Origin of the sequence: Microcoleus sp. AT9b-C3, from assembly GCF_036705485.1 — a bacterium.
Classification (GTDB): domain Bacteria; phylum Cyanobacteriota; class Cyanobacteriia; order Cyanobacteriales; family Microcoleaceae; genus Microcoleus.
Window position 1 is genome coordinate 21559 of sequence record NZ_JAUBUR010000015.1, and the last position, 22078, is coordinate 43636.

The 22078-nt window shown below is 45.1% G+C and carries 17 protein-coding genes; 12 read left to right on the forward strand and 5 right to left on the reverse strand.

Features of this window, described 5'->3' with window-relative positions; all coding sequences use genetic code 11:
* Positions 1–522: 522 nt before the first annotated feature.
* Positions 523–1404, reverse strand: a complete 882-nt coding sequence (locus tag QUB77_RS15340) for a Cof-type HAD-IIB family hydrolase (protein WP_333174528.1) — start codon at positions 1402–1404, stop codon at positions 523–525.
* A gap of 373 nt (positions 1405–1777) precedes the next feature.
* Between QUB77_RS15340 and QUB77_RS15345 the strand changes: the two genes are divergently transcribed.
* The 6 genes from QUB77_RS15345 (at position 1778) to clpP (ending at position 11484) form a co-directional block, all read left to right on the forward strand.
* Complete coding sequence (locus tag QUB77_RS15345) at positions 1778–7306, forward strand: ATP-binding sensor histidine kinase (protein ID WP_333174524.1); 5529 nt, start codon at positions 1778–1780, stop codon at positions 7304–7306.
* A gap of 48 nt (positions 7307–7354) precedes the next feature.
* Positions 7355–8767 carry an adenylate/guanylate cyclase domain-containing protein gene (locus tag QUB77_RS15350; protein WP_333174522.1) on the forward strand — a complete coding sequence of 471 codons (1413 nt, stop codon included), beginning with the start codon at positions 7355–7357 and terminating at the stop codon, positions 8765–8767.
* A gap of 142 nt (positions 8768–8909) precedes the next feature.
* Positions 8910–10130, forward strand: coding sequence for a heparan-alpha-glucosaminide N-acetyltransferase domain-containing protein (locus QUB77_RS15355; RefSeq protein ID WP_333174520.1), 1221 nt, complete (start codon positions 8910–8912; stop codon positions 10128–10130).
* A 106-nt stretch (positions 10131–10236) separates the two neighbouring features.
* Entirely contained in the window at positions 10237–10458 is a 222-nt protein-coding gene (locus QUB77_RS15360; RefSeq protein ID WP_333174517.1) for a hypothetical protein, read from the forward strand.
* On the forward strand, positions 10458–10607 hold the full coding sequence (locus QUB77_RS15365; RefSeq protein ID WP_333295955.1) for a hypothetical protein: 150 nt from the start codon (positions 10458–10460) through the stop codon (positions 10605–10607). Before QUB77_RS15360 ends, QUB77_RS15365 begins: the two co-directional genes overlap by 1 nt.
* 268 nt (positions 10608–10875) lie before the next feature.
* A complete protein-coding gene (gene clpP, locus QUB77_RS15370) occupies positions 10876–11484 on the forward strand; it encodes an ATP-dependent Clp endopeptidase proteolytic subunit ClpP (RefSeq protein ID WP_006635758.1) in 609 nt (202 codons plus the stop codon).
* Between the two features lie 213 nt (positions 11485–11697).
* Here clpP and QUB77_RS15375 read toward each other — a convergent pair whose 3' ends face one another.
* The gene (locus QUB77_RS15375) at positions 11698–12705 is read right to left on the reverse strand and encodes a hypothetical protein (RefSeq protein WP_333174515.1); all 1008 of its coding nucleotides are present in this window, start codon (positions 12703–12705) and stop codon (positions 11698–11700) included.
* Between the two features lie 878 nt (positions 12706–13583).
* On the opposite strand from QUB77_RS15375, the gene QUB77_RS15380 reads away from it, so the two are divergent.
* From QUB77_RS15380 to QUB77_RS15395, 4 genes are all read left to right on the forward strand, one after another.
* Positions 13584–15950: a ribonuclease R family protein gene (locus tag QUB77_RS15380; RefSeq protein ID WP_333174513.1), complete on the forward strand. Its 2367-nt coding sequence runs from the start codon at positions 13584–13586 to the stop codon at positions 15948–15950.
* 403 nt (positions 15951–16353) lie between these two features.
* Positions 16354–16977, forward strand: coding sequence for a flavin prenyltransferase UbiX (locus QUB77_RS15385; protein WP_333174511.1), 624 nt, complete (start codon positions 16354–16356; stop codon positions 16975–16977).
* A gap of 132 nt (positions 16978–17109) precedes the next feature.
* Positions 17110–17994, forward strand: coding sequence for a LapA family protein (locus QUB77_RS15390; RefSeq protein WP_333174508.1), 885 nt, complete (start codon positions 17110–17112; stop codon positions 17992–17994).
* Between the two features lie 22 nt (positions 17995–18016).
* Entirely contained in the window at positions 18017–18568 is a 552-nt protein-coding gene (locus QUB77_RS15395) for a shikimate kinase (RefSeq protein WP_333174506.1), read from the forward strand.
* A gap of 944 nt (positions 18569–19512) precedes the next feature.
* Here the strand turns inward: QUB77_RS15395 and QUB77_RS15400 are convergent.
* Both QUB77_RS15400 and QUB77_RS15405 read right to left on the reverse strand, forming a co-directional pair.
* Positions 19513–19956 carry a hypothetical protein gene (locus QUB77_RS15400; protein WP_333174503.1) on the reverse strand — a complete coding sequence of 148 codons (444 nt, stop codon included), beginning with the start codon at positions 19954–19956 and terminating at the stop codon, positions 19513–19515.
* A gap of 64 nt (positions 19957–20020) precedes the next feature.
* Positions 20021–20425, reverse strand: a complete 405-nt coding sequence (locus tag QUB77_RS15405) for an NIL domain-containing protein (protein ID WP_006635751.1) — start codon at positions 20423–20425, stop codon at positions 20021–20023.
* A gap of 177 nt (positions 20426–20602) precedes the next feature.
* Between QUB77_RS15405 and QUB77_RS15410 the strand changes: the two genes are divergently transcribed.
* Complete coding sequence (locus QUB77_RS15410; RefSeq protein ID WP_333174500.1) at positions 20603–21205, forward strand: thioredoxin family protein; 603 nt, start codon at positions 20603–20605, stop codon at positions 21203–21205.
* A gap of 82 nt (positions 21206–21287) precedes the next feature.
* Positions 21288–21419 (forward strand): hypothetical protein, encoded by a 132-nt coding sequence (locus tag QUB77_RS15415; RefSeq protein ID WP_333174498.1) that lies wholly within the window; start codon positions 21288–21290, stop codon positions 21417–21419.
* Positions 21420–21499: 80 nt separating this feature from the next.
* Here the strand turns inward: QUB77_RS15415 and QUB77_RS15420 are convergent, their stop codons facing one another.
* Positions 21500–22078 (reverse strand): GTPase, encoded by a 579-nt coding sequence (locus QUB77_RS15420; protein WP_333174496.1) that lies wholly within the window; start codon positions 22076–22078, stop codon positions 21500–21502.

Below are 22078 nucleotides of genomic sequence, written 5' to 3' on the forward strand. Positions count from 1 at the left end.
CAAAACCCCTGCATTACAAAGGTTCAGCCTCGCTCCACCGCACCAGCTCCCCGGCTGCCGCCGACTCAAAAAACAATTTTGGTAAAAAGTATTGACACAATTTACTGAGTCAGCTATATTGATGGACGTGTGAGGAGCGAACCAGTAAGAGCACCGAGACGAAACACGGCCAGTCGTCGGTGCTCTTTCTGTTGGAACCCATTTTTAAGAGTTTGAAATTATCTATAAATTCACATCCAGAAGATATGTAAGCCCGCCCCGCCTTCTTCATTTCTTCCTTCGCGTTCTTAGCGTCTTCGCGGTTCGTTAAATAAATATTCTGATGTTGCAAACAAAGTAATTGACTCGACTTAATCTCGAAAAATCCGAAAGTGTGGACTTTTTTTGAGCATCAAAATTTGATTGCATAGAACTCAAAACTAGACAGTTATATAATAATAAATTGTCGCTGGGTCGGGGCGGGTTGATATACATTTTTCCAAATGTCGCTAAACCCGCCCCTGCGTTATAGGTGTAAAAATATCAACGATCGCCCAAAACAAATTGTTCGATCGCAGCCGCCACCCCATCTTCCTCCACATCCGGCGCCACCCAATCAGCAGCCGCCTTCACCCCATCAGGAGCATTGCCCATTGCCACGCCCACACCCGCGTAGGCAATCATTTCTACATCATTAAAATTGTCGCCGATCGCCATCACGTTCGCCGCCTGCAAACCCAAAAGTTCCTCCGCTAAATACTGCACCGCATCTCCCTTATTCGCCACAGGATGCGTAGCTTCAAAAAAAGTAGCAACGGATCGAGTCAAATAAAGCTCCGCAGGCGTGTAGCGCTGCCGCATACTGCTGAGCAAGCCGTCGAGTACCCCCGGATTCTCGCACAATGCCAAAACTTTCGTCGGTTCCCCCGGAAGATCTCGCCGCAAATCTTTAATTACCATTGGTTCAATGCCCGATCGTTCGGCATAAATTCGGGTAGCTGCGGTAATTTCCGGCACGTAAAGTTGATCCTCAATGTAGAAATGGATCGAAAGCAGCGGTCGCAAATGCGGTTCTTCAAAATAATCTAAAAGTTGCAGAGCAGTTTGTTTCGACAACGGCAAGTGCCGCAGCCGCTTTTGAGTAGCGTGATCTTGAATCCACGCGCCCTGGTAGCAAATCAGCGGCAATGTTGAGCCGATGTCGCGGTGAAAACGCAAAGCTGATCGGTACATCCTGCCCGTAGCGACGGCCACTTTCACTCCCTGCGACTCCGCAGCCAAAATTGCCTGCTTGACTGGTTCTCGGATGGTATTTGACAAACCTGCGATCGTGCCGTCTATATCCACTACCAGCAATTGAATGTCTGCGGTGCCAAAAGCGCGATCGGTCGCATTAGCTGGATTTGAGGCAGTTATATTCTGCATGATTTTTTTAGATTTTAGCTGTTGATTTGCACGCACCCGTTTATTTTGCCACTGGCTGGATAGCAAAGTGCGACTTCTGATTTTTTGAAGACTAAAATATAGATAACTAAATAAGCGACAAAAAAAGTATCTAGGACGACTCTTTAGGGAGGGATTTAGCTAAGCTATATAATAGTAGCCAGTTTACTGCCGTAAAAACCGCACTCGACCGGCGATGTGTATTTCCACTTACTTAATAATACTTGTGGTAAAAAAGAATGCAACTCTCAGCCCGCGCTCCCAACTCTTATATCATCAATCATTCCCAATCTAAAATCTAAAATCTAAAATCTAAAATTGTATAACCGCATCTTTGAAATTACCCTCAACTATCATGATTTCTATTCCGGGATACCGCATTGACGGAGAACTTTATACAAACTCTCACACAGTTATTTATCGAGGTCTGCAGCTTGAGGAACAAAAACCCGTTATCCTCAAAACTCTCACGCCGCCATACCCTAGCCCAGCGCAAATATCCCAACTGCTGCACGAATCTGAAATTCTTAAAAATTTGAATTTCCCCGGAATAGTCAAGCTTTATAAAATAGAAACATACAATCACTTTCCGGTTTTAGTTTTAGAAGATTTTGGTGGTATTTCCCTAAAAGACTTTCTCAGCAACAACCAGCTAGAGTTACAACAATTTCTGCATATTGCCATCAAACTAGCCGAAACTATTGGGCAACTCCACGAACACCACATCATCCATAAGGATATTAAACCCAGCAATATTATTGTCAATATCGAGACAGGAGATGTCAAGATTGCTGATTTTGCGATCGCCTCCCTGCTACCGGGCGAAAACCCCGCCCCCAGCCATCCCCATTTACTCGAAGGCACTCTCGCCTATATGTCTCCTGAACAAACGGGACGCATGAATCGGGCGATCGACTACCGCACCGATTTTTATTCTTTAGGCGTCACCTTTTATGAAATGCTTTGTGGCGAATTGCCTTTTAAGGCGATCGATCCTATGGAATTAGTACACTGCCATATTGCCAAAACGCCAGTTTCTCCTTGTGAAAACAGAAAGCAAAAAGTAGAAAGCAGAAGCCTCGGAGGCAGAATCAATCAAGTAGGAACCAAAGAGATTCCTCAAGTCGTTTCTGATATCGTCATAAAACTCTTAGCAAAAACAGCCGAAGACAGGTATCAAAGTGCTTTCGGACTTTTGTACGACTTGGAAAATTGTCTCGATCAACTGCAAACTACAGGCGAAATTTCCCACATAACCCTCGGCGAACAAGATCAGTCAAGTCACCTGCAAATTTCCCAAAAATTTTACGGGCGAGAAGCAGAAGTTAATATGCTTCTCAGTATCTTCCAGCGGATGAGGCGAGGCAATACAGAAATTGTGCTGATTTCTGGTGGTGCAGGTGTGGGCAAATCGTCGTTAGTATATGAAGTTTACAAGCCGATCAGGCTGGAAAACGGGTATTTTATTGATAGCAAATTTGAGCAATTTAAGCGCGATATTCCCTACGCTTTTTTGCTCGAAGCTTTTCAAGATTTGTTGCGGCAAATTTTCACCGAAAATGCCGCAGAAATCCATATTTGGAAACAAAAAATTTTACAAGCACTCGGTGGCAACTGCCAAGTAATTATTGAAGCTATTCCCGAAGTAGAACTGATTGTCGGGCCGCAGCCCCCCGTCCCAGATTTAGGAGCAAGTGAATCTCAAAATCGCTTTAATTTAGTATTTCAAAACTTCATCCGCGTCTTTGCTCAAAAAGAACACCCGCTAGTAATTTTCCTCGACGACTTGCAATGGGTCGATTCAGCATCTCTCAAGTTAATAGAATTGCTAGCAACTGACCTGGAAACTCAATATTTATTGATAATTGGAGCTTATAGAGAGCAGGAAGTAGATGCACATCATCCTATAATGCTGACCGCCGAAGCAATTAAAAAAGCAGGCGGCACTGTGAGGGCGATCGCCCTTTCGCCTTTAGATATAAGCAGCGTCAACCAATTCGTTGCCGATACTTTGAACTGCGCCCCCGAAAACTCGCTAAGTTTAGCCGAGTTGCTTTTTCAAAAAACTGGGGGAAATCCATTCTTTTTAACTCAATTAATTAAATTTTTTCACTCAAAAAATTTAATTAAACTTAAACTTTCTTCCTCGAATAATGTGAGCAATCTAGCTGAACCTAACCTGTCGGGATTAGCGAAACCAATCTCAGAACAAACTGTGAAAAAATTTCCTATCACAGGCGAGTGGCAGTGGGATATCGAACAAATACAAGAAATGGGAATAACTGACAATGTTGTAGAATTAATGATAGATAACATTCAGAAACTTTCAGATAATACCCAGGAACTGCTTAAATTAGCCGCTTGTATCGGGAACAAATTTGATTTAAAAACTCTCTCGACAATCGCCGAAAAACCTCTGGTGTCGGCAGCAACAGACCTCGGTGAGGCACTTCATTCCGGTCTGATTTTGATCGGGAATAACGCCTACAAAATTCCGATCGCACTAGCAGCAAGTACAGAAGTAACAGACACAATCTCTAGAGATTTTAGCGATAAATTTTCCCTACCCGTGGCTGATGTTCCTAGCGCAACTTACAAATTTTTGCACGAGCGAGTGCAGCAAGCAGCTTATGCTTTAATATCCGATTCTCAAAAACAAGAAATTCATCTAAAGATAGGCAAGTTTTTACTTGAAAATGCACCGCCAGAGCAATTAGAAGAGCATATTTTTGATACCGTAAATCAACTAAATTTTGCCAAAGAAATCATCAGCAGCCAATTAGAACAATTTCAATTATGCCAATTAAATTTAATGGCAGGCTGCAAAGCAAAAGCAAGTGCAGCTTACGAACTTGCCCTGAAATATTTAACCGCAGGTATTGAACTGCTGCCCCCCGAAAGTTGGCAAACTGACTACGACTTGACTCTTGCACTCTACGAGTCAGCAGCAGAAGCTGCTTACCTCAATACCGACTTTGAACCAATGGAAAAATGGGCTGAAACTGTCCTGCAACACGCAAAAAATGAACTAGACACAATCAAAGTGTTTGAAATCAGAATCATAGCTTGTGCGATGCAAACCAAACTCCAAGAATCGGTAAAAATTGGTCGCGAAGCACTAAAAATGTTAGGAATAAACTTTCCCGAATCGCCGATTCCCCTCCACATTCAGCAAGCAATGGCTAAAACAGCAGCTTATTTAACCGAAAAGAAAATAGAAGATTTAATTGACTTGCCGATGATGACAAATCCGCATAAATTAGCAAGTATGCGCGTGCTTTCTAGTATGTTTTCAGCTACGTTTATAGTTGAACCTGTGTTGCTGCCTCTGATTGTGTGCGAGCAAGTTAATTTATCTATAAATTACGGAAATTCTACTTTTTCTGCCTTCGGCTATGCTAATTACGGAGCAATTTTAAAAGGAATAGTTAGAGATATTGAATCTGGGGATAGCTTCGGTCAATTAGCTTTGAATTTGAGCGATAGATTAAATGCGTTAGAATTCAAAAGCAAAACGCTTAATTTAGTAGCATTCATTTTGATGAACGGCAAGCATCACGTTAAAGACTCTTTGCCACTATTAGAGGAAGCCTATCAAAGCGCGCTAGAAAATGGGGATTTAGAATGTGTCGGATATGCAGCCGTAAATATTTGTCAGTCTTTGTATTTCATCGGTCAAGAATTGCCACAACTGGAACGGAGAATGGTAAGTTACAACCATTTGCTGTTTCAACTCAAGCAAGAAACTGTATTGACTTGGAATCAAATATATCGGCACACTATTTTGCAATTGATGGGAAAATTGGAAACTCCACACCTTGTGTTAGGTGAAGCATACAGCGAAGAAAAATTGTTGTCGCTGCTGTTGAAAGCTAACGATCGGGTGGGACTACAGCACTTTTATTTGCAAAAATTAATACTAGCGTATTTATTTGGAAATACCGCTACAGCGCTAGAAAATGCGGCGCAAGCCGAAGTATATTTAGACGGAGTTGCAGGCTTTATTAATGTTTCTGAATACCAGTTTTACGATTCTCTAGCCCGCCTAGCAGCTTATCCATCTGCAACAGACGAGGAACAAGAAGAGCATATTTTTTACGCTGTCAGTAACCGAAAAAAACTGCAACAAAAAGCGCTTTCTGCGCCCATGAATCTTCAGCATAAATGCGACTTACTTACAGCAGAAAAAGCGCGGGTTTTGGGCAATGTTGTGAGAGCAATGGAATATTACGATCGCGCAATTGAAGGAGCCCAAGAAAACGGCTACATACAAATACAAGCACTAGCAGCAGAATTGGCAGGAGCATTTTATCTATCCATAGGAAGAGAAAAAAATTCTAAAACTTACTTGACAGAAGCGCGTTATTGCTATCAGCGCTGGGGAGCAACAGCCAAAGCAGCGCATTTAGAATCGAAATACTCGCACTTGCTAAGTTCAGGCTCGATTTCAACTAATATTGAAACTCACAAATCTACCAGCAGCGCTTCCACTACGAACGACAGTGCAGGCGTACTAGACTTGACCACAGCAGTTAAAGCATCGCAAACCTTAGCCGACGAAATAGTTCTAGACAAACTGCTGGCAAAAATGATGAAAATTGTTATTGAAAATGCGGGGGCGCAGAGAGGCTTTTTAATACTAGAAAAAGAGGGTCAATGGGTGATTGAAGCATCAGGATCTGTAGATGTCGATCGCGTTGCTGTCATGCAATCAATTCCGATAGATTTTGTAGCTGACGATCGAGAAGTAACTTTGCTGGCAGTTGCAGTTGTGAATTACGTCGCCCGCACCCAGGAAAGTATAGTTTTAAATGATGCCACCCGCGAAGGACAATTTACTCGCACACCGTATATAATGGCAGTTCAACCTAAATCAATTCTTTGCACCCCGTTAATTAATCAAAGCCAACTCACTGGCATTCTATATTTAGAAAACAATCTGACTACAGGCGCTTTTACACAAGACAGGTTAGAAATATTAAAACTGCTGTCTTCTCAAATTTCTATCTCCATCAAAAATGCTCAACTTTACGCCCACTTGCACCAATTCAATCAGAATCTCGAAAATTTAGTACAGCAGCGTACCTCCGAACTCTCCCAAACTTTAGAAGACTTAAAATCAGCTCAAAATAAACTGGTAGAGTCGGAAAAAATGGCTGCCCTCGGCGGGTTGGTTGCAGGTGTTGCCCACGAAATCAATACTCCCATCGGCATCGGCATCACCGCCGCCTCCCTGCTTGCTGAAAAAGCCACAAAGTTTTTTGAGGTTTACAGTAACGGCCAAATAAAACGTTCCGAGTTAGAAAAGTTTCTGGATACCGCGATGCAAAGCAGTAATATGATCTTATCTAACCTCACGCGGGCAGCCGACTTGATTCACAGTTTTAAAGAAGTAGCTGTAGATCAGTCGAGCGAGTTAAAACGCACCTTTAATGTTAAAAACTACCTAGAGGAAATTTTGACATCCTTAACAGCAAAACTAAAAAGAACTAAGCACAAAATAAATATTAAGTGTGATGAAAATATTGTAGTGGACAGTTACCCCGGCGTAGTGTGTCAAATTGTGACAAATCTGGTGTTGAATTCCCTAATTCACGCCTACGATGGAGAGGACGAAGGAGTTCTGGCTTTTGATTTCAAACTAGAGGGCGATCGGCTAATATTTGAATATGCCGATAACGGCAAAGGAATTGACCCAGAAAATCTCAGTAAAATTTTTGAACCGTTTTTTACCACCAAAAGAGGTCAGGGAGGCACGGGATTGGGACTGCACATTATTTATAACCTTGTTACTCAAAAACTAAAAGGCACAATTAGCTGCACCAGTCAAGTAAATAAAGGTACAAGATTTATGATTGAATTTCCCGCTAAAATGAGCAGTTAGTTATGAGACCGCCAACATGGATATAAGTTTTGTATAGGAGAACGATATATGTCAGAAGCTAGTAAAAACCTGTTGGCTGCGGGCGATGACGAATTAATCGCGGCGGGGGATGATGAATTAATATTTGCCGAGGAAGACGAGGCGGAACAAAAACCGCTAGAAGAAAGTTGGAAAATATTAATTGTAGATGATGAAATAGAAATTCACAATATTACTAAACTCGCCTTAAATGATTTTAAATTTGAAGGTAAAACTATAACATTTATCAGCGCTTACTCAGGGAAAGAAGCTAAAGAAATCATCCAAAATAACTACGACATAGCATTAATTTTACTCGATGTAGTTATGGAAACAGAAGAAGCAGGCTTGGAAGTAGTTAAATACATCCGCGATATTTTAAATAATCAAATTGTGCGAATTATTTTACGCACTGGACAGCCCGGACAAGTACCAGAAGATGTAGTAATTGTCAGCTACGATATCAATGATTACAAAACTAAAACAGAACTTACTAATAAAAAATTATTTACCACAGTAGTCACTGCATTGAGAGCATTTAGATCACTCAATCAAATCGAGTCCAGCAAAAGCGAACTAGAAAAAATAGCTGCTGCTTCAGCCCGTTTTGTACCGCGTGAATTTTTGAAATTTCTCAAAAGAGAAAGCATCGTTGATGCCCGACTAGGAGACTCTGTACAAGCAGAAATGACGATTATGTTTGCCGACATTCGCTCATTTACAAGTCTCTCAGAAAGTATGTCTCCCCGAGAAAACTTTGAATTTCTTAACTCTTATTTAAGCCGAGTTGGCCCAGTTATCCGCGAGTACAACGGTTTTATAGATAAGTATATTGGTGACGGGATTATGGCTTTGTTTCCTAACAGGGCTGAAGATGCTGTACAAGCAGCAATTGAGATGCAGCAGCAAGTTAAAATTTATAACAGACACAGGCAAAACAGTGGCTATCAACCTATTTCGATAGGGATTGGCTTGCATACGGGGACTTTAATGTTAGGTACGATTGGCGAAGCGGAACGAATGGAAAGTACGGTGATTTCTGATGCCGTTAATTTAGCTTCCCGCGTGGAAGGATTGACAAAGCTTTATGGGGTGGCTATTGTAGCTAGCGTCCAAACCCTTTGCCGGATAGACGATCCTCAACATTACAAGTGCCGGTTTCTCGATCGCGTTCAAGTCAAAGGAAAACAAACACCTGTGGCTGTATTTGAAATTTACGATGGCGACTCGGCGGCAATGATCGAACTAAAAGCACAAACCCAAACTTATTTTGAACAGGGAATTTTTTTTCACTACCAGCAGCAATTCGCGCAAGCAAGGCAAATGTTTCTTCGCGTTTTGCAAGTCAACAAGTATGATAAGGCAGCAGCTTTTTATGCAGAAAGGTGCGATATGTTGATGAAGAATGCAGTCATTATGACTCTCGAAGGTATTGAAATTTAGCTAATTGGTAATGAGAAATTGGGCATTGGGCATTGGGCATGGGGAATTGAGAATTGGGCCGAAAAGAATTAGCAAAGGGGCATCCGCTAAGATAGTCAACGGTGAACAGTGAACAGTGAACAGTGAACAAATAACTTAATTTATGCGCTTCAAATCCCTTGATGTTTTTCGCGGAATTGCGATCGCCTCAATGATTCTAGTCAACAACCCCGGTAGTTGGGAACACGTGTATCCACCGCTAGATCACGCAGAATGGCACGGCTGCACCCCGACAGACTTAGTATTTCCGTTTTTCTTGTTCATCGTTGGCTGCGCGATGTCTTTCTCGCTGCCTAAATATATTCAAAATTATCCAAAAACCGGAATAGAAACCTCAAAAATTACACAAAAAAAGGAAAAATCTGAATCTGCTAAAAACCCTCTTTCTTCTTCCTTCTTCCTTCTTCCTTCTTCAAATATTTACTGGCGAATTGCGCGCCGCGCGGCGATTTTATTTATATTAGGGTTGCTGCTAAATACATCTTCGATCGCCCTTGACGTACTTTTCAACAGCGCCCCGGTGGAAAACTTCGGTAAAATCCGCATCATGGGAGTATTGCAGCGCATCGGCTTAGCTTATTTCATCAGTGCGATCGCCATTCTCAACCTTTCCCCCCGCAATCAAAAACTGCTCGCTGTTGCCGTACTTTTGGGCTATTGGGCTGCATTAACCGTATTTGCTGTAGGGGGGTACAGTGCCGGCGAACTCACGCCCGAAGGAAATTTAGGAGGATATGTCGATCGGCTAATTCTCGGTAGCCAACACCTGTACAAAGGTGGCCCCTTCGATCCAGAAGGATTGTTGAGTACCTTACCCGCAGTTGTCACAGTCCTCACAGGCTACTTTACCGGAGAATGGCTGCGAGTAGAGCCAATCAAAACCCGCACCAGTATCAACTTAGCAATCTGCGGCCTCAGTTGCGTGGTAATCGGCCACTTGTGGGGATTTTTATTTCCGATCAACAAACAACTCTGGACAAGTTCTTATGTAGTTTTTACTGCTGGTTGGGCGTTGCTATTACTAGCAGCTTGCTACGAAATAATAGAAGTGCGGGATTGGAAATGGGGGAGGCCGTTTGAAATCATGGGAGTGAATGCAATTTTCCTGTTTGTTGCTTCCGGTATAGTTGCCCGAATCCTGTTAAAAACTCATATTGGTACTGGTGCAAATGCTCCAACAACTTACACTTGGATTTATGCAAACTGGTTTGTGCCGTGGGCGGGGCCGCTGAATGGTTCCCTAGCGTTTGCCGTGACTGCGGTCTTATTTTGGTGGTTCATTTTGTATGGAATGTACCGCCGTGGTTGGGTGATTAAAATTTGAGTAGTTTAGTATGTAGTGGATATAACTCTTCTAACGATCTCAGATAAGGGGGATATTCCGATCGGGACGCCTGTTTAGGTTACAATTGAAGGCAGGAGGATTTTTTATGCCGACTACTGCTCAAGAAATCTATATTCAAGTTGTCCACACTTTGTCACCAACGGAACGGTTACGCTTGGCAACTCTGATCCTCAACGAGTTATCACAGCATAATGTCGCTGTCGTCGAACAAAGTGATACTTGGAGTGAGGAAGATGGTTTCGATGTAACAACCTTTTCTTTGCAATACGCAGCTACACTTTTCCCGGAGAGTGAGGAGATGGATTAGTGAAATTCAATCCGGGTGATGTAGTAACAGCAGATTTTCCAGGTGTCACAGGTGTTAAACGTCGCCCTGTTGGCGTCCCGATGAAAATTATGCTTGATTGTCTCGAAGTTCGTGATTCGCCCTGCGAAGTTCCTCGACCATTTCCTTAGTGTCAGCCACGATCGAGCGATTTCAGTTCTCGCAACGATACGATCACCACATAACAACGTTTATTGATGTCCGCTTCCTCAACATCGATCGCCCGTATGATCGGAAATCCGATCGCACCCCCGCCACAATTTCCACAAATGACCGCCCCCATCCCTTCCAGCTAAAGGATTTTGCCGATTTCTCGATCGCACGCCACCCCTCCCTAACTATAAATGAACCCAAATCGCTAAAATTAAAAAAAGATACGTAATAGGCAGGCAGGCGTCAATGATCCCAACAGTTATAGAACAATCCGGTCGCGGCGAACGCGCCTTTGACATTTACTCGCGACTCCTGCGCGATCGCATCGTCTTCTTGGGCCAACAGGTTGACTCTGACTTAGCTAACCTGATTGTTGCACAATTGCTATTTTTAGACGCCGAAGACCCGGAGAAAGATATTTACCTCTATATCAACTCCCCAGGGGGTTCGGTAACAGCAGGTATGGGCATTTTTGACACGATGAACCACATCCGCCCCGACATTTGCACTATTTGTCTCGGTTTGGCCGCCAGCATGGGCGCTTTTCTGTTGAGTGCCGGCGCTAAAGGGAAGCGGATGAGTTTGCCTCACTCCCGGATTATGATCCACCAACCTCTAGGCGGAGCTCAAGGACAAGCAACCGATATTGAAATTCAGGCCAAAGAGATTTTGTACCACAAACGCCGCCTGAACGAACATCTTGCCAACCATACCGGTCAGCCGCTTTCCCGCATTGAAGAAGATACCGAACGGGATTTCTTCATGTCCGCTGAAGAAGCAAAGGACTACGGATTAGTCGATCAAGTGATCGATCGCCGTCCTTCCGCCAGCCGCCCGATCGCCGCTGTCGTCTAAATAAAAAGTTAAAAATCAAAAATGAGGAAATATTCTTCATTTTTGATTTTTAATTTTTAACAGTCATATAGCAGTTTTCAGTGGAGTGAATTACAGATTCTGGGGCCCCTGATACGCCGTCATAGTTTAGTCCTTACTGTTTTTCATACAATTGAAAACTGCTATATGTAGCTTTTTCTAAAAAAACATCACACCTAGAAACCTACATAATTACTAGGGCAAAGATTCTAGATATTGCAGGAAGTCGAGCAATTCTACTTGAGTTAAGAAATGGCGCGCTTCTTTGCCATAAGCTTGTTTGAGATAATCTTTTCCTTGGTTGGCAGTCCAAGCCAGCCGCTGGATTTCCTCAGTGGTTCTGCTATAGATTTCCAGATATTCTAGGAAATCTACTAACTCTTCGCTAGAAAGCTCTCTCTGCGACGACTTGCTGTAATTGTGTTCCAGACATTGGGTTTCCTGTGGTTTTTTCCATCGCAGCCGTTTGAGGAGAGCGTCTATTTGGGCGATCGTATCAGAATTATCCTCGATCGCATCGCTGGGAATTCCTACTGCGATCGGTTGCAATTCCCTGACTTCGGCCGCACCCTGTAGCAGTTCACTTTGGCTAGCAGTCGGCACATCCAGTTCCGCGATCGGTTCGCCGTAGCTGGAAGAAAGCCAAGCATCCGAGTCTAACTGCTTCGGTACAAATCCAGTAGCCTCCGGCAGATCGACCGTTGGCGGCAGCGGTTCCGGTACAGGTGCGATCGGCTCTTCATTTAATTTCGCTTCAGTCTTGACAAAATTGCTTTGATGTGCTTCCGGTAATTTTTCAGCAACAGGCATTTCTAGAACCGGAAGAGGAACACTTGTCGGCCCAACAGGAACCGGAACAGCAGGAGGAGGGGGAGGGGGAACAGCAGCAACCGGGGAAACAGCCGGAGGAGGGGGAACAGCAGCAACCGGGGGAACAGCAGCAACCGAAGCAACCGGAGCAACCGGAGCCGGATCAACACTTGCGATCGCACTTGCGGGCTGAGCAAATCCGAGGATAGCGATCGCTCGCAACCGGGCGCGGTCTTCAGCATCCTCAACAGACTCAGCAGCCGACATAGCCGTAACAAGAGTTTTGCCGTCAACCTGAACCAGACAGCGAACAACAAACTTACCGTGATGAACAGTCAGCAACTCACAGATTAACTGTCCAGCGGGATAAAGGGCGCGAAATTCAGCAAACATAATTTTTTGACCCCGAAACCAGGAGGGGCTTATGACTTAAGTGTAGTACAGCCAGAGAGAAAACAATTTTCTGAAAGCACCTATTCAACATACAATAAATTAAAGGTGAGTCATCCGCGCAACCTTACACGCCACTAAACCCCATCCCACATCCAGCGGTTTAAGCTAACAAGCATCGGGCGTCATTTCTACCTATAGGAGATGACACAGCAACTAAGCAAAAGTAGTAAAAGTCTCCGGTTTTGTGTACCTTGCACTTTCTACAGCACAGATTGCTCCCGACCCGCTCGTTGCACCTCTGTCCGCAAGGGCAGATCGCGTGCAAAAAACAGGGGCATCGCAGCAGCGAGCTACTAGCAATTTTGCCTTGATGCGGTAAATTCTTTGCTAAAGCAAGAAGCAAGAGGCACTTCAAAAGGAAGAAGGAACAAGGCAGAAGGAACAAGGCAGAAGGAAGAAATGCAAATTTTCTCCCTCTCCATCCCTCCATCGGCTCATCCTCGACTCAAGCCGTCGCTTTCAGTATCGAGCCATCTTTTAAGAACCGACAGGGGCTTTCTAATTCGCAAAGTGCTCGGCGCTGCTGACCTAAAAGCAAACAAACCAACGCTAAAAAATTGTATTGGGGAATAGCGTGCGGGACAGTTTTCTGCACCGTCAGCAGTCAGTTCAAGACAGACAGCAGACAATTAGCACCAAGCCGGTGTCGGGAGAGAATCTCAAAAAAACCTCGCGATGAAACAAGGTGGCTGTGCTCGCGTCTCCACCTATTAACCCGCGCATTTGTTGGGAAGCAGGCACAGCTTCCGGCCCGAGGGGGTGCGGCTGATTTCGCCAAAATAAGACTAATTGCTGGAAACAAGAGGATCGATCGCTACATGGAATTTTCTATCGCTGCACTGCTGGCAAATTTTACAGAAGACAAATTAGTGGCCCCTAAAGCATTGGAGAAAAAACTCGACTGCAACGACGCCACCAGTCAACTCAAACTTCAAATCGCATTAGAAGCTCTAGAGAAAATTGGCATATTAGTCAAAGACAAAGGCCGCTATCGCCGAGTAGCTGAAGACGACGTAGTAGAAGCAAAACTGCGCTGTTCGAGCAAAGGATTTTGCTTTGCAATTCAAGACGCCGAAGGCTCAGAAGACGTTTACGTGCGGGAAAGTCACCTTTCGACAGCTTGGAATGGCGATCGAGTCTTAGTCAAAATCATCAAAGAAGGTAGCCGCCGCCGATCGCCCGAAGGCGAAGTCATGCTCATCCTCGAACGCGCCAACCCCTCGGTACTCGCGCGAGTCAAGCAAACCGCCACCCCCACCGGTCGCGTCAGCTACAGAGCAATCCCCCTGGACGATCGCCTGTTGTTTGAACTAGACTTGCTCGCAAACGGCACAAATCTCCAAGAGGCGATCGACCACCTAGTACACGTCGAAGTCAAACGCTACCCCCTCGGCACCCACCGCCCAGTCGGCAAAGTAGTACAGGTACTCGGTTCCGACGCCGAAGCCGCAGACGACCTCGACATCGTATGCTGCAAACACGACTTGCCGCGATCGTTCCCTGCCGCAGTCATCAAAGCAGCCGAAAATTTGCCCAGCAAAGTCAAAAAAACCGACATCAAAAAACGGCTAGATTTGCGTAACATTCTGACTGTTAGCTTCAGCAAAAACGAACCGGGAACAACCAACAACGAAAACCATGCCCCCCAAGCCCAGGAGGAAAATCTCTCCGAAGGAGGAGGCGAAAAGGAGTTTGACCCAACATCATTCCTCTCCGATCCGCCAGTGGAACGCGCTTTGTCGATCGAAACCCTGAAGCCCGGCCGCTGGCAAATAGGAATCCACATCAGCGACGCCGCCGAGTACGTACAGCCAGAAACCCCGATCGACCGCGAAGCCCGCAAGCGAGGCACCGCCGCCCATCTGGGAGAAAAAATCATCGCCGTACTGCCAGAAACCCTCAACGAGCGCTGCTCCCTCCTGCCAGACAGCGAACGGCTGGCCTTCAGCATACTGCTCACCCTCGACCAATCAGGAGAACTCCTAGAATACGAAATTCAAACCAGCGTCATTCAAATTGACTACCACCTCACCTACGAGCAAGCTCAAGCAATTCTCGAACCAGGCGATGCCGAAGAGCACCCTTTATCCTCCGCCCTCCGTCCTTTCCTAGATCAAATCGGGGCAGCCTCACAGGCAGCCAGAAAGACAAGGCTCAAGCGGGGAGCTTTTGAACTAAATTTGCCCGATGCTAACTCTCACTTCGACGACGAAGGCGAATTAGGAGCTTTTGCAGTGGCTCCCCCCGCTCAGTCGGCTGTCTCCGAGTTAGTCGTACTCGCCAACCAAGCTGTCGCCACTCACCTGCAGGCCTTGGGAGTCCCAGCAATTTACCGCGTTCAGCCGATGCCAGACCCGGCAGACATTCAAGAGTTCATCAAACTCTCCAACAACCTCGGAGGCGAACTGTATCTCGAAACCGAAGAAGAAGTTTTGCCCTTGGACTTTCAGCGATTTACCCAGCAGTTTGCCGGCCTTAAGTCCGAAAGAGTTCTCACCTACCTGCTAGAAGACACCATGAAGCCCGCTGTTTACAGCACAACTCCCAAGCCGCACTTCGGTTTGGCGCTGTCAGAGGGTTACACGCGCTGCACTTCGCCGCTTTCCCGCTACGCCGATTTGCTGGTACTGCGGGTGTTGCAAGCGGTGTTCGAGCAAGGCCGCAGCAGTCGCACAACACGGGCTAAGGAAAAAGTTGACTTGCACCATTCCTCCTGTCACGGTCAAATTACTTGGAATGTTCTCCCGCCAGATTTGCACCACGAATTTGAAACAGAGTTTGCATCGGCGGTGGTACACCTGACGGAACGCGAAAGGGTTGCTGAGGATGCCGAAAGCGATTTGCAGGGATTGAAGAAAACCGGATTGATGAAAGAACGCACCGGCCAAACTTTCCAAGGTTTGATTACAGGTGTGCAGTCTTACGGTTTCTTTGTGGAAATTGAGGTGCGGCCGCCGGAAAGCGACATCCTGCGAGTTGAGGGATTGGTGCATGTTTCTTCGCTCAAGGATGACTGGTACGAATATCGATCGCGCCAGCAAACTCTGGTGGGCCGCAAAAACCGCAATCAGTACCGTTTGGGCGATCGGGTAGAAGTTCAAGTCAAGAGTGTTGACTACTACCGCCAGCAAATTGATTTAGTTGCAGTTGGTGGCGGCAGCCAAGCTTTTGATGATGATGAATAATCTGTTGACTGTTGACTGTTGACTGTTGACTGTTGACTGTTAGCTTTTCTCAATACTTAGTTGTCATTGTCTGGCAACTAAGTATTGAGAATTTCGCGGCCAACTCTACTCAAAAATCATTAATGACTAATATCAAATCCGATAGCATCGTCTGGCCTAAAATGCAGTCAAAAGTCAACAATCACGGCCGAGGCAACCGGAATTTCTATAATTTATCTGCGTTAATCTGTGTTAATCTGCCTATATCTGCGGTAAAAAAAAGAGAATGTGTTAACCGCCCCGGACAAGGGATGGACGCAGATTAACGCAGATGAAGATAAGAGATTTATGAATAACTCCGATGCTAAAAAAGTTGATATAACAACTCATTACTAACAGTCAACCGTCCACTAAAAAATAACTAATGACGAATAACTACCCCCTAATCTTAGGAGTTACCGGAGCATCGGGACTGATTTACGCGGTGCGAACTCTGAAATATTTGTTGGAAGCCGATCGCGCGATCGAACTGGTAGCATCCAAGTCTACTTACATGGTTTGGCAAAGCGAACAGAACACCCGAATGCCTGCAGAGCCGACGCTTCAAGAGGAATTCTGGCGGGAACAAGCAGGAGTACCCACAATGGGTAAACTTCGGTGCCATCCTTGGCAAGATGTCGGTGCTAATATTGCTAGTGGCTCCTTTCGTACCCAAGGGATGATCGTTATTCCCTGTAGCATGAGTACGCTGGGCAAATTGGCGGCTGGCTTGAGTTCGGATTTGCTCGAAAGAGCGGCCGACGTTCAGCTCAAGGAAGGGCGAAAATTGGTACTCGTGCCTCGCGAAACGCCTTTTAGCTTGATTCACCTGCGGAATTTGACTACCTTGGCGGAAGCTGGAGCTAGAATTGTACCAGCGATTCCTGCTTGGTATCACAATCCGCAAACTATTGAAGATTTGGTAGACTTTGTGGTGGCTCGCGCTTTAGACCAGTTGGGGATTGATTGTGTTCCTCTCAAACGCTGGAAGGAAGAAGAAGGGAGTTAGTTGGCAGTTGACAGTTGACAGTTGACAGGTAGTTATGGATGATTTGTTAGTTTTAATTAGCAATACTTCGGCTACGCTCAGCACAAGTTCCCAATTACCAATTACCAATTACCAATTACCAATATTTTTAATATGCGACTTGTATTTTTGCTAGTAATTGTGTTGGGGTTAACTATTTTTGCCCTGCAAAATGTGGAGCCGGCATTATCGCTGGTGTTTTTGGGAGTTCGATCGCCTGCTTTGCCCTTATCTATCTGGATTCTGCTCAGCATGGTGGTGGGAGCTCTCACATCTTTATTGATTTCTGGTTTGCTGGCTTTTTCAAATTACCTATCTTCAACGCGGGCCCGCACCGGCCGATCCGGTCGCAGCCGTCCCGATACTTTCCCCGAAGACGGGAGAACACCTTACACGCCACCTCCCCCTCCTAGAAAACAGGAAATTGACCCGGATCTGAATAGGGAAAATAGCCAAACTCAGGCTGCTGGTTCCTACCGAACTGAGTACGGTACGCCGGCCGGTTACAGTTCCCGGACTTTCCTGCAAGAAACTCCGAACCCGGATGGGGCGAAGGATTACGCTCAACCGGGGACTTATGCAGCGGCCGACGATGAGGACGATTGGGTCTCAGATGGCTCAAAATCGGGTTCTCCAGGGGGTGATGACGATTGGGGGGACGATCGCGATTTTTCCGATCGACCGCAGGTAAATGATGTTCCAGCGGCAAATCCGAGGGCTTATGAAGCTCAGCAGGAACCGAAAAGCAAGTCTTGGGCTGGCTCCGTATATTCTTACGGCTATCGAGATCCGAGCCAGTCTGGGGTGGGGCAAACTGAGGCTGTATACGATGCGGAGTATCGAGTGCTGGTTCCTCCGGGAGGGGATATTCCTAAACCCGCTGATGAAACACCAATAAATCCTATGGCAGAAGCAGAGGATGATTGGGGATTGGATGAGGGTGATGAGTTTGAGGACGATGATGGCTTCAGTGCCGGATCGATTAACCTGAAAAAATAGAAAAATATCGGAGGATTTGGCAGTGGATGGGTTGAGGGGAGTAAATATTTATCTTGTCGGGATGATGGGTGCGGGGAAAACAACGGTAGGGCGGATTTTGGCAAAAAAATTAAAATACCGTTTTTTTGATACTGATGAACTAATTGTTCGAGTTGCTAATCAGTCAATTGCTGAGATTTTTGATCGAGAAGGGGAAGAGGCTTTTCGGGAACTAGAAACTAAAGTGCTGGGGGAATTGTCTGCGTATCAAAATTCGGTCGTGGCTACGGGCGGCGGTATTGTGACGCGATCGATGAATTGGGGTTACTTGCACTACGGTGTAGTAGTTTGGCTGGATGTGCCTGTAGATCAATTGTACGATCGACTGCGTTCAGACACCGCTCGACCCCTACTGCAGGAGGGCGAGATCAAATCTAAGCTGCAAAGCCTTTTGAAAGAGCGAGAGCGTTTCTACACTCAAGCAGATGTCCGAGTCTGTGGGGGTGTGGGGGAAAGGCCTGAAGCAGTGGCGACGAGGGCGATGGAGGAAATCCAAAAAGTTATCAAATCAGAAACCGGGCCAGATCTCAATTGATACATTGAGAAATTGGGTTGCTGACAAAATAACAGGTTTTAGAAGACTTTTGATATTAGTTCACAAAAAGAATGCAACCCTACACAAGCTCCAAACAACCAGATTCATCGGTCATTCCCAAAATCTAAAATCTAAAATCTAAAATCTAAAATCGTATGACTTCGGTAAAAATACTGATTTTTGTCTGAGTGTGTCGGTTTAACCACCCAATATTTTGCAATCCACCGGGTTTGAGTGGATGTGAAGTGTAACTTTTATAACTATGAGGATGTGGCGATGCCGAGATTTTATACAATAACTAATGGCAGACTCATCTAATGCGTTAAAGTCGGCTATTGAGTTCTCCCTAAAAATAAAAGGGCCCCACCGCTGAAGGGCTGTAGGGCGCAAGGACAGTTAAACGCTAACTTGATTGTCGGGAAATTTAGCATCAATGCTACCCTGCTATGTGACGATTTTACGATCGTCCATTCACTCATCAACTCTCCCGTATCAAAAAATGTAACCCAGCACCGATCGAATTCCACCTGCCTTATTCTAAAAACAATACCTCATGCATTCTGACGAGCAGCTCCCTAAAGCTGCTTTTTTATTGGAATCGAGTTTTTGCCTGCCCGACTTGCGGACTCTTGGGAATAACATTTTGAGCAACAGTGGCTGCACCTCAATACTGCCATAGCGGTTTTCAGTTCCACTCCAGGTTCGTCGGTAATTGGTCATTGGGAATTGGGAATTGGGAATTGGTAACGCGGAATCGGCAATTGAGAAGCTGTATCTCACGAGGCTTGAAAACTGGTATGATTACGCCGCAGAACCGGGCATTAATCCGGGGGGGGATTGAAAAAAATAAGCTGTATTGATTGATTGATGGACGATCTGATAGTTTGCGACTAAATATCCCTTGGGAGTTATAGAATGTGGTTGGATGAATTTCCCGTTCCTCATTAAGAGAATACGAGCCTGCCTGTTTTTAACCAAAACTCGATCGCTCCACCCAGCCCCACACCTGTTAAAGAAATGGTAGCTAATACCGCAAAAGCCCGCCAATTTTTCCAACCAGATATTTGAATATCGAGTCTTGCCAAAGCTCCGGCTGAAATCAAGACTAAACAAGTAGCAAAAAGGTGTAACCAAGCAATAACTACCACTGCCAGAAAAGCTCCTAAAATTATAGAAATAAAAGCACCCATATCACTCGAAAACCACCGCAGGATTAATGCTTTTATGTCTCTCAGCGGGAAGGACAAGGCTGCAGCCAACACTATAATTGAAGCTATGGCTAGAAACCAAGTCAGGTGCGGAGGAACGTCAAACTCAGATAATTTCCAGCCAAAAGTGAAATAAGTAACAAAAAGTAGAGTTAGGGAAAGCCAAGAGTTTTTTTTCATCCAATGGCACAATTAGAAGAACCAGGCAAAAAAAGATGATGAGCCGGAGGACTTGGTATAGGGGCTATAGGTTAGTAGAAATAGCTTGCACCGGACAGGTAGGGATGCACTGCTCGCAAACGATACACCGCGATCGAGCAAAACTTAGTTTAAAGCTTTCTGGGTCAAGGGTCAAGGCTTCTGTCGGGCAAACCCCCGTACACAAACCGCAGTGAACGCAGATATCTTCGTCTATGAGTATTTCCCGGCTAGCTAGGGAAACGCCGATGTTTTGCGATCGCATCCAGTCGATCGCCGCTTCTAGTTGGTCGATGTCCCCTGATAACTCTAGCACCAGTTTGCCCACTTGATTCGGAGCCACCTGAGCACGGATAATGTTGGCTGCAACATTAAAATCCTTTGCCAGTCGATAGGTGACAGGCATTTGGATCGATCGTTGGGGAAACGTCAGTGTTACCCGTTTTTTCACCCTGCAAGTCCTCGGTAATTTATAAACAATCTTTGTTATCTTATGTTTTAGCGCACTTGGCCTAATTCTGGCCTCTTCAAAAATTTTTATGAGATTGGTCAGATTATCTCAAAATGTGGTATAATCTGAATTTATTATTTAAAATACCAACATAGAAATAAAACGGCAATATATTTTATGACCCAGAATTCGCCCAAGTCAACTGTTGCCCCCGCCGCCCCAAATCCCGAAACAAAAGTCGCCACGCGCCTCAGAAACTTATTGATCGTGTTAACAGCGATCGCCCTTTCAATATCCATCTTCTTCGGGCTGCAAACCCAAACGCCGTCAAGCAGTCTCACCGACATGGCAAAAGCTTCAACGCCATTAGAAACAGCTTTGGTAAATGGCAAACCGACACTCATGGAATTTTATGCTAATTGGTGCGGTAGCTGTCAGGCAATGGCTAAGGATCTGAGCGAAATAAAACAGAAATACGCCGAACCGATGAATTTTGTGATGCTGAATGTAGACAATGACAAATGGCTGCCAGAAATCACAAAATATCGAGTAGATGGCATTCCGCACTTTGTCTATTTGAACGATAAAGGCAGCGCCGTTGCTGAAACGATGGGCGAAATGCCGCGCAGTATTATGGAAGCTAACTTAGAAGCTTTAATTGCAGGAAAACCTCTGCCACACGTCCAAGCTGGCGGTCAAGTTTCTAATTTTACTCCCCCCACAGGGCCTGTGAAAACAAGTAGCTCCGACCCCCGCGCCCACGGCTCTCAAGTACAGTAAAAGAAGTCATTAGTCAGTAGTCATTAGTCAGTAGTCATTAGGAATGAGAGGGGTTGCTGATTTACGGTATGAAAGGCTAAATATGCTAGTCATAGAAACCTGTATCGACAAAGCTTGGGGAGTTTCACCTTATTTTTTTCATACCCTGATTAAGCAACGCCAAAATGAGAGCGATCGCGCCTCAGTTAAGGAAGGGCGATCGCTTTTGAGGTAAGGTTATGAGCAACTAAATTGCAGGTTTATTGTTTAATTAGTTAATGAGTAGAATTAACCGCGAAAGGAACCGATTACAGATCAATCTGTTAATATTGACAGAATAGGTAATCCATCAGATGTCCAATTATCTACAATATTATCCACCAACCATTCTTGCTCAAATCCTTGAAATATTGGGTCAATATCCTGTTCTCTTGTGACAATTTGGAGAAAGTCAAAAATTTGTTGACTCCTTTTTTCTGCAAATATCTCTTGTTGATATTCAGGTACAGATGCAGCAAACGTTAAAACAAGGATAGAGCGATTCCAAATAGATGCACCAAGTCGATTAGTCAAAAGGCGTAGTGTTCGCTTTTCGTCTGGACGAAAACGTGTTTCGTTAAGCCTAGTCACATAGATGGTTGCATAAATGTGAGCTAAATTAACTTTAGCCCGTACTAAAGATAGGTAGGCTTCATCACAGGCTTCGTCATCCTCAGCTAATCCAGGTGTATCGATAAGAGACACATCGCCTAGAGGAGTTTTGTAAGCATAATGCTCAACAATTTTTGTACAAGCTTCATACTCAGAAGTCTCAGCAATGTAACTACCAAACGCCGCATTGATAAAACTTGATTTGCCAACACCTGTCCGTCCCACTAGCAGAAATTTACGCAT